We start from the raw sequence: 10045 nt of genomic DNA on the forward strand, positions 1-10045 counted from the left end.
TAGTTGCTTGGTGAATACTTACTGTCATAGATGGAACACCAGTCTTTCAAGACTTTCTGGTTGACGATTTCATCGTAGTCCTTCTCTAATTCTTCTTTGGTTATGTTATATTTTTTTAAATAGTTTCTTACTTTTTCTTCATCATCAAGATATTGACCTGGTTGCCTTGGCTCTTCAAAAATCGCAAGCTCCTTTTGAAGTACTTTCTTTTTTATATTATAGTGTGCTGAATACCATAGGGTAATATCCGAATTAATCCTTTTTTCAAAACGTATCGTCATTCCTTTAATACCTTCTCCGAAATTAAAGCTAATACTTATGTCTTTATAACCTTCAGGATGAGTTTGATATTTCCCTGAAGGGGTGTATGCAAAATATTCTCCATCGTTAGGCCAATCGGGTCTGATTTTAAACCCATCTATGTTTCTTAAAATATTATTTGACCGATAGGTTTTCTCCGTCTCCTGATAAATCTCATCAAAAATGTTTTTAGGTTGATGGATAAAAAAGTAGAAACAGGATAATACAATTAGTGCGAACAACGCTATTAAAGCTAATATTTTTTTCATCATCATTCTCCTAATCTGCCACAGCTTCTAAACGATTTAAAAACTTGGACACTCCTGGATATTTTCTTTCAATATATGTTTTAAGAGCATCTTCTCCATCTAGCTTAATATCCGTTGGTCGCAAACTATCATAAATAGTATCTCTGACTGTATCCCAATCCTTATTTTTTAGGAATTCTCTTTCTCTCTGAGAGGAGTCTTTTTGAAGGTCAGCATAGTAAGAAGATATAGCTTGGTCATAGGATTGCCCCTTCTGCATCCGGCCGATAAGGTTGACCGAGTCTAGGTCTGCCTTGTAGTCATCTTCTCCAATGCTTGGCTTCATATCATTTGCATTAAAGGTCGTATCTCCCTCCCAGCCTGAAAGGTCCTTGACACGCTCTCTACCGCCATAGACATCGGCTAACTGAACTTGATTAGGATTAAGATGAGTAGCCATGGTAATGGACTGGTGGGTAAAGTCTGCATGGCCCGCTCCATTGTTAGAGTATGACTTTAGTTTGCTGTCCCAAAATTGGTCAAAGTTACCCTTATCACCATAAATCCCTTCATAAGTACTTTTATAGGAATCATAATGGTTAGTTCCATTTTTTTGATCATCATCCTTAATTTTTTCTATGTTATCAGATTCCCCACTTGCCATCTCATGCTGCAGTCTAAGATTATAAATCAATTTTTTTGCATCTTTTACATCTTCAATTCCAAGTTCTTTAAAAATTTCAAGAAGCGGTTTTTCTACTGTTCTTGATTTTCCTGTAATCGAGCTGCCAACAGTCACATTATAAAAATAAGTTTTCAAATGACCCGCTGTTTCCTTCCACTTAAAATCATTATAGTTTGCCGCACCGACGACTCGCAAAAAGATATAGTCACGGAACTCTTGACTAGAGGTTGGGAACTTCTTGTCTATCCCTTGCTTGATGGTCAAGAGCTGTTGGGCTGTCTCGGCATCAAAGCCGTATTCTGCCATCATGGTTTGGACAAAGGCCTTCTCTTGACGACTGAGTTTCATATCCTTTGTGTCAGCATAGGCAGTCAGGTAGTTGGTCCAAGTCAGATCAGATGGGACTTTAAAGACGCCTTGCTTTGCATCCCAGCTCGATTCGATCTGGGCCAGTCCTCGACTCAACTGCACGTCGATACTGTCTAAATCATCGAAAAGTCCTCCTGAGTAGCTATCATAGGCACGCAGGTCTTTCAAAATCGTTTCATAGACACGTTTATTCGCGTGGTGTCCTCTCATGAGCTCCACATTACTACGTCTCAATCTCCCTTTTTCTTCACTATCCATGGTCAAGGAAGAAAGGGATTGGTTGACTTCATCTAGATAGGCGATCATCTGCTCTTCCTGGCGGATCTTATCAAGTAGATCATCCTCACGCCAACTCTTGCTGTCGACCATCGTTTGGTAGTCTTCTGGTAATTTCTTGATAGCTTGAGAGAAGGTTTCTGCATAGAGTTGTCCCCCTTTGCTCAAGGGCAATAAGACACTTGCAAAAAAACTTCTAGCCGAATTATAAGCATCGCCCTTTAGACTCTCTGTATCCTCTGAAAACTTTTGAATAGCTGATTGCAAGTCTTGATAAGCCTCCACCTGAGATTGGCACATGGTTGCTACACTCGAACTTTGTAGTTGTGATTGTTCCAAGTACATATCAATGCCCATGACGCGTCTCCTCCTCTCTTTCTAGTTCCTTGCGCCTTTCATAGTAAACCGCATCCAAGTCTCCCTCTAATCGGAACTTTTCTTTCTTCAAATCATCCATGTGGTAGGTGAGGTCCTCAAAGATTTGGTTTTTGAGATGATTTCTCTGCAGGAGCGTTTCTTCCAACTGTCCTGCGTATCGGCTCTGATAGGCAACCTCCCACAAATCACTTTGATAACGGTGGCTAGCTCTATCGTACCCTTCAAAGGTTTCTATCAGTTCTTTGGTGCGGTAATTCTCTTTTCCGTTGTCTTCTAGCTGGTACAAGAGTTCTCGCTCTCTTTTCTTCAACTCATCCAACCTGCTCATGTATGACTCCTAAAACCATTAGCCGCAGCCTTATCTAGCGCCTCAAAATCACTCGCTATAGAGTGCACTCGTTCGGAAGTTAGGCTGACAGCGGCTGTAATCTGACTAGCTAGATTTTGATCCTTTGTCAGACATTGATGGGCCTTGTTATTCCCTTGAAGGGTCGTTAGGTCATCTTGACTAGCCGCAGCGATCGCTGTTAACGATTGACAAGCATTTTTAAGCTGAGTCGCATATGTTTGCGCAAGATTTAGATCACTTTTTACTGTTGACATGGCTGTTTTATCCTTTTTCTCATTCCCTAGTGATAGGTTCACTCCATTTAGCTATATAGGCCTATTATACCATGTTTCATAAAAGGAGCATCATTTTGTCCTGATTTATATACAATTGTGTATTTTTTCAACAACCTCTCCCATCCGACTCGACGAAAATAGTAAAAACTGTTACAATGTAGAAAAAGAAAAGAGGCCCTCATGACCAGTGTATATGATTTTTCCGTTTTAAACCAAAATAACCAAGCAACTCCCCTGGAGGGCTATCGTGGCAAGGTTCTCTTGATTGTCAACACTGCTACAGGATGTGGTTTAACGCCCCAGTACCAGGGGCTCCAAGACCTCTATGAACGCTATCAAGATCAGGGCTTTGAAATCTTAGATTTCCCTTGCAATCAATTTATGGGACAAGCACCCGGCAGCGCAGAGGAAATCAATAGCTTCTGCAGTCTACACTATCAGACAACTTTCCCTCGCTTTGCCAAGATCAAGGTCAACGGCAAGGAAGCAGATCCTCTTTATGTTTGGCTAAAAGACCAGAAGTCTGGCCCACTAGGAAAACGAATCGAATGGAATTTTGCTAAGTTTCTCATTGGCCGAGATGGTCAAGTCCTTGAGCGCTTCTCTTCCAAAACAGACCCCAAAACCATCCAAGAATGTATCCAAAAATTACTCTAATTTCTTTTTAAAACGTATCCTTTCATTTAGTTTGAATCCTGAAAGGATGCGTTTTTTCTTTAAAAAGTAACTGATTTTCTTTAATTTATATTTAATTTTTGCTATTGCATTTCTTTCATTAATTTAGTATATTTGTTATATTAAAAACTTTTAGTCATTTAAAGGAAAAAATGGCCTATTAAATTTTTTTACCTTAAAATGAAAGCGCTTTATAAATAGGGAGGTAAGGGGCTTACAAATTATCAGAGAATTGATCTATCGTAAAATAAAGATGCAACCAAGTCAAGCTTGGGCTCGGGTAGTAGCTGACTGCCTTTCTAAAAACTAGGAGAATATTATGAATCGATACCTTTTTGAAAAAGGGCAAACTTTTAGCATTCGGAAGTTAACTGTGGGAGTAGCCTCTGTCATCGTCGGACTGGCATTTTTTGCTTCTGGAACCGTACGTGCAGACGAAACGTCTCCTACCGCAACATCCAATTTAGATCAGCAAATTGAACAAGTCGCAGATATAGAGGAAAGCAAGGCTGAACCAGCTAAAGAAGAAGGCCGTGTAGGAGCTGAAAAACAAGAAACACCTGTTGCCGATACCAACAGTGCTGACTCGTTCCCTGAAGACATTCAGGACCGTGCCTACCCAGACACACCTGTAAAAGAACTCGATACGACTACTATCGTTGACCAGAAAGCTAGTCCAGAAGTAGAAACTAAGAGCATTCTAAAGGATAAGGAAGAAGCTCCAAAAGAAGCTGAGAATGGAAACCGTGCTATTATTAACGGAGGACAAGACCTCAAACACATCAACTACGAGGGACAACCTGCTACTGCTGCTACTATGGTTTACAGCACTTACAATGCAGGAGAGCAACGCTACCTCGTTTCAGGATCTGGTATCTTTGTTGCACCTAATTTGATTCTTACCGTTGCACATAACTTCCTAGAGGCTAATAAAGAAACCGGCGAAGGTCACATTCGTGGTGGAAAATCTGCCCAATTCTACTATAACGTTGGTTCAAACAGCGAAAAGAAAAATTCACTGCCATCTTCTGGGACTACGGTTCTATTTAGAGAAAAGGACATCCATTTCTGGAACAAGAAGGAGTTTGGAAAAGGCTATAAAAACGACCTTGCTCTTGTAGAAGCTCCTATTCCTCTTCCAATTGCTAGTCCAAACAAAGCAGCAACCTTTGCGCCTTTAGCGGAGCACAAGACACATCAGCCGGGAGAAGCCATCAGTACGATTGGCTACCCAACTGACTCGAGCTCAAAAGAACTGAAACAACCTATCCTAGCCGGTCAGCTTTACAAGGCAGATGGGACCATCCGATCTGTTGAATCCTACGATGATAAGGGAACAACTGGTATCACCTACAAAACTACTTCTGTATCTGGTTTGTCTGGTGGCGGGATTGTAGACAGCCAAGGAAAAGTTCTGGGGGTTCACCAACACGGAACCGTTGACAATGGTGTGGCTGAAAAGGATCGCTTTGGTGGCGGACTCGTCCTTTCACCTGAACAACTGAAATGGGTTAAGGACATGATTGCCAAATATGGTGTGAAAGGCTGGTACCAAGGAGATAACGGAAATCGTTACTATTTTACTGATGAGGGGCGTATGCTTCGGAACGAAACAGCTGTTATCGGAAGCAACGAATATTCCTTCGACCAAGATGGGATTGCTAGCTTGACCAAGGGAGTTGAATACGGTCGTGTTGTTATTCAACACGAAGACGAAGAAGGAAATCCTGTCAAAGATAATGATACCTTCATCGAACAGACAGCTGTTGATTCTCCATTTGACTACAATTTCAAAAAAGAAATCGAGAAAACGGACTTCTATCAGAAAAATAAAGGTAAATACGAAATTGTATCCATTGATGGTGTAGCGGTCAATAAACAACTAAAAGATACTTGGGCTGAAGATCACAATGTTGTCAGTAAAGCGCCTGCCGGTACCCGTGTCATCAAGGTGGTCTATAAAGTCAACAAAGGCTCTTTCAAAGTTTACTACCGTCAAAAAGGAACAGGTACTGAACTAGCGGAAGCGACAGTTGATAACAATGAAGGCCAAGAATATGAGGTTTCCTTTGTCAACACCTTCCATGCAAAAGACATTGCTGGCTACCGTCCAGTCAAAACTAGCCTGGAAGCAAGGATCCAGCAAAAAGGGGTGAATGAAGTCGTCTTTGAATACGAGCCAATCGCTGACACATCCAATCCAACGACACCGACTCCTCCAGTCACTCATCCAGAAGATAAAGAAACTGAGATTGGCAACCATGGACCTCTTCCAAGCAAGGCCCAACTCGACTACCACAAGGAAGAATTGGCGGCCTTCATCCACTACGGAATGAACACTTATACCAATTCTGAATGGGGAAATGGGAAAGAAGACCCTCGATACTTCAATCCAACCAACTTGGATACAGACCAGTGGATTCGCACCCTGAAGGAAACGGGCTTCAAACGAACCATTATGGTTGTTAAACACCACGATGGTTTCGTTGCTTACCCTTCTAAGTATACGGATCATACTGTAGCTGCCAGCCCATGGAAAGATGGAAAGGGTGACCTTCTCGAAGAAGTTTCCAAGTCTGCCAGCAAGTACGACATGAATATGGGTGTTTACTTGTCACCATGGGATGCCAATCATCCAAAATACCATGTTGCAACCGAAAAAGAATACAACCAATACTATCTCAACCAACTGAAAGAAATCCTTGGAAATCCAAAATACGGAAATAAAGGGAAATTCATCGAGGTTTGGATGGACGGTGCGCGTGGTAGCGGTGCCCAAAAAGTAACCTATACTTTTGATGAGTGGTTCAAATATATCAAAGAAGCTGAAGGAGATATCGCCATCTTCTCTGCTCAACCGACAAGCGTTCGCTGGATCGGAAATGAACGTGGTATCGCTGGTGACCCTGTCTGGCATAAAGTCAAGAGAGCCAAGATCACAGATGATGTAAAAAATGAATACCTCAACCATGGCGACCCTGACGGTGATATGTACTCTGTAGGGGAAGCCGACGTTTCGATCCGCTCGGGCTGGTTCTACCATGACAACCAACAGCCGAAATCACTCAAAGAGTTGATGGACATCTACTTCAAGTCTGTTGGTCGTGGAACCCCTCTCCTTCTCAACATTCCACCAAACAAAGAAGGAAAATTCGCAGATGCGGATGTAGCTCGCTTGAAGGAATTCAAAGCAACCCTAGACCAAATGTATGCGACTGACTTTGCCAAAGGGGCCACTGTAACAACAAGTTCTACTCGTCAGAACCACCTCTACAAGGAAAGTCACCTGACTGACGGTAAAGATGATACTAGTTGGGCGCTCTCAAATGATGCCACAACTGGTAGTTTCACAGTCGATTTAGGACAAAAGAGACGCTTTGACGTTGTCGAACTTAAAGAAGACATCGCCAAAGGTCAACGTATCTCTGGTTTCAAGATTGAAGTCGAAATCAACGGACGTTGGGTGACTTACGGTGAAGGTTCAACTGTTGGTTACCGTCGCTTGATTCAAGGTAAACCTGTAGAGGCACAAAAAATTCGTGTGACCATCACAGGAGCACAAGCTACACCAATCTTGAACAACTTCTCTGTCTACAAAACACCAAGTAGTATCGAAAAGACAGACGGCTACCCTCTTGGACTTGAATACCACTCAAATACAACAGCGGATACAGCCGGTACAACTTGGTACAATGAATCTGAAGGTGTTCGTGGCACTTCAATGTGGACCAACAAAAAAGATGCTAAAGTAAGCTATACCTTCACAGGGACCAAGGCCTATGTCGTCTCTACAGTCGACCCAGGTCATGGAGAAATGTCCGTCTACGTTGATGGACAAAAGGTTGCAGATGTGCAAACTAAGAATGCTAGCCGTAAACGTAGCCAAAAAGTCTTTGAAACAGATGATTTAGCACCTGGTCAACATACCATTACCCTTGTAAACAAAACAGGCGAACCAATTGCTACAGAAGGAATCTACACCCTAAACAATGATAGCAAAGGGATGTTTGAACTTGAGTCTACTAACTACGAAGTCGAAAAAGGAAAACCAGTCACTGTTAAGATTAAACGTGTTGGTGGAAGCAAGGGGGCTGCTACTGTTCGCTTCATCACAGAACCTGGAACTGGAGTTCACGGTAAAGTTTACCAAGATACAACTCAAGATGTGACTTTTGAAGATGGAGAAACAGAAAAGACTGTGACCATCCCAACGATTGACTTTACTGAACAAGCTGACTCTGTCTTTGACTTCAAAGCCAAGCTCACTTCTGTCACTGATGGTGCCCTGCTCGGTTTTGCTACAGATGCAACCATCCAAGTGATGAAAGCTGAATTGCTGGTCAAGGACCAAACAAGTTATGATGACCAAGCTAGTCAGTTGGATTATAGTCCTGGCTGGCACCATGAAACCAATTCGGCAGACAAGTACCAAAAAACGGAGTCTTGGGCATCCTTTGGTCGCTTAACTGACGAGCAAAAGAAAAAGACAACCGTAACAGCTTACTTCTACGGTACTGGACTTGATATCAAGGGCTATGTTGATCCAAATCATGGTATCTACAAGGTATTCCTCGACGGCAAAGAAGTTCCTTACCAAGAGGGTATGGGAAATGCGTCGACTATTGATGGTAAGAAATACTTTAGCGGTCGTGCAGCCCAACGCCAAGGCAATCAAACTCTGGTTAGCCTAAAAGGTCTGGACGAAAACTTACACGCAGTCACCCTTCAACTAGATCCTAATCGAAACGATTTGTCTCAAAATATTGGTATTCAGGTAGACCAATTCATCACTCGTGGCGAAGGTAGTGAACTCTACAGCAAGTCCGATATCATCCAGTCTATCTCTAAATGGAAAGATGATCTGTCAAACTTTGATCCAGCAGGTTTGAAAAATACGGCTACTGCACGCCAAGCTTTCCAAGCAAATCTAGAAAAATTGAGAAACCAACTCAGTACCGAAGCTGTGGATGTTCAAGAAGTCATGTTGACTGTCAGCGCCTTACAAGATATCCTATCCAAGGACGAGAACTATCAAAGAGGCCAAGAGGAACCTAGTCCAGAGCAACCTGAGCAGCCTGAAGAACCTTCTAAACCTGAACAACCTGAACAACCTGAACAACCAGCTGAACCAAAACAACCGGAAATTGAGTATGATAAAGCCATGGCTAGCTTGACTGAAGCTATCGAGAAAAAAGTCAGTGAGCTTGGTTCTAACAATGAAGCCAAGAAGAAATTAGTTGAAATTGCAGATCAAGCCATTGCTGCGATCCAAGAAGCTAAGACTCAGGAAGCAGTCAACAAAGCACTAGAAACTGCTCTCGAACAAATCAGCAAGCTCGAAGCAGCTCAGCCTGAAAAACCTGCTCGTCCGGAAAAACCGGCGCAACCGGAAAAACCAGCGCAACCGGAAACTCCAGCTCAGCCTGAACAACCAGCTCAACCGGAAAAACCAATTCAACCGGAAACTCCAGCTCAGCCTGAGAAACCGGCGCAACCGGAAAAACCAATTCAACCGGAAAAACCAGCTCAGCCTGAGAAACCGGCGCAACCGGAAACTCCAGCTCAACCTGAGAAACCGACACAATCGGAAACTCCAGCTCAGCCTGAACAACCAGCTCAACCGGAAAAACCGGCACAACCGGAAACTCCAGCGCAACCGGAAAAACCAGCTCAGCCTGAGAAACCGGCGCAACCGGAAAAACCGGCGCAACCGGAAACTCCGACTCAACCGGAAACTCCAGCGCAACCGGAAACTCCGACTCAACCGGAAACTCCAGCTCAACCTGAGAAACCAATTCAACCGGAAAAACCAGCTCAACCTGAGAAACCGGCGCAACCGGAAACTCCGACTCAACCGGAAACTCCAGCTCAACCAGAAAAACCAATTACTTCTTCAAGTCCTGAAGAAGGAGTCAAGGATCTTGTCTTTACACTTCCAAGTTTGGAAATTGTCAATAAACCAGTACCGTTCAAGACTATCCGTCGCGAAAATGCCCAATTAGACAAAGGAAAAGAGCAAGTTCTATCAGAAGGTAAGGACGGTATCCTAGTCGAATATGTTGAAGTAGACGGTGACAATCGCAAGGTTGTTCAAACGGGAACAACTCCGGCTCAGGATAGAGTGATTGAGGTGGGTACTAAACAAAGCTCAGTAGGAACAGAGGCACCACCTGTTGTGACCCTTCCTGAGTATGTTTTCCCAAGAGAGACCGAAAAACCTGCTCCAGTCGTAACAGACAATTCACCAGCAAAAGATGAAAAAGCTCCTGTTGCAACTACAGTCAAACAAGAAAAGGAAAAACTACTCCCTGCAACTGGGGAACAAGAAGCGAATGCCTTCCTATTCTTGGCAGCCATTACTTCTATCTTGTCTCTCCTCATTTTCCAAAAGAATTTCAAAGACTAATAAATATCTTTGATTGATTCTTTCCCATTATTTCAGTTCCCCCGTAGAGAAGACCATCTGGTCTTCTCTTTTTCTATCTCTAGA

At 42.9% G+C, this 10045-nt stretch carries 6 protein-coding genes; 2 read left to right on the forward strand and 4 right to left on the reverse strand.

Annotated elements, in window-relative coordinates:
- The 4 genes from SORDD24_RS08825 to SORDD24_RS08840 all read right to left on the reverse strand — a co-directional run.
- Positions 1 to 569 (reverse strand): TipC family immunity protein (locus SORDD24_RS08825; RefSeq protein WP_155720154.1); only part of this gene is annotated, 569 nt, incomplete at its 3' end.
- Positions 570 to 579: 10 nt separating this feature from the next.
- Positions 580 to 2235 carry an LXG domain-containing protein gene (locus SORDD24_RS08830; protein ID WP_061409672.1) on the reverse strand — a complete coding sequence of 552 codons (1656 nt, stop codon included), beginning with the start codon at positions 2233 to 2235 and terminating at the stop codon, positions 580 to 582.
- Positions 2225 to 2584 (reverse strand): DUF3958 family protein, encoded by a 360-nt coding sequence (locus SORDD24_RS08835; protein WP_061409674.1) that lies wholly within the window; start codon positions 2582 to 2584, stop codon positions 2225 to 2227. Before SORDD24_RS08835 ends, SORDD24_RS08830 begins: the two co-directional genes overlap by 11 nt.
- Complete coding sequence (locus SORDD24_RS08840) at positions 2581 to 2859, reverse strand: TIGR04197 family type VII secretion effector (protein ID WP_061409676.1); 279 nt, start codon at positions 2857 to 2859, stop codon at positions 2581 to 2583. Before SORDD24_RS08840 ends, SORDD24_RS08835 begins: the two co-directional genes overlap by 4 nt.
- 201 nt (positions 2860 to 3060) lie before the next feature.
- Between SORDD24_RS08840 and SORDD24_RS08845 the strand changes: the two genes are divergently transcribed.
- Both SORDD24_RS08845 and SORDD24_RS08850 read left to right on the forward strand, forming a co-directional pair.
- A complete protein-coding gene (locus SORDD24_RS08845; protein WP_061409678.1) occupies positions 3061 to 3537 on the forward strand; it encodes a glutathione peroxidase in 477 nt (158 codons plus the stop codon).
- A gap of 337 nt (positions 3538 to 3874) precedes the next feature.
- Positions 3875 to 9961 carry an alpha-L-fucosidase gene (locus SORDD24_RS08850; RefSeq protein ID WP_061409680.1) on the forward strand — a complete coding sequence of 2029 codons (6087 nt, stop codon included), beginning with the start codon at positions 3875 to 3877 and terminating at the stop codon, positions 9959 to 9961.
- The last annotated feature ends 84 nt before the right edge of the window (positions 9962 to 10045 follow it).

The organism is Streptococcus oralis, from assembly GCF_001579175.1.
In the GTDB taxonomy this organism is placed as follows: Bacteria; Bacillota; Bacilli; order Lactobacillales; family Streptococcaceae; genus Streptococcus; species Streptococcus oralis_O.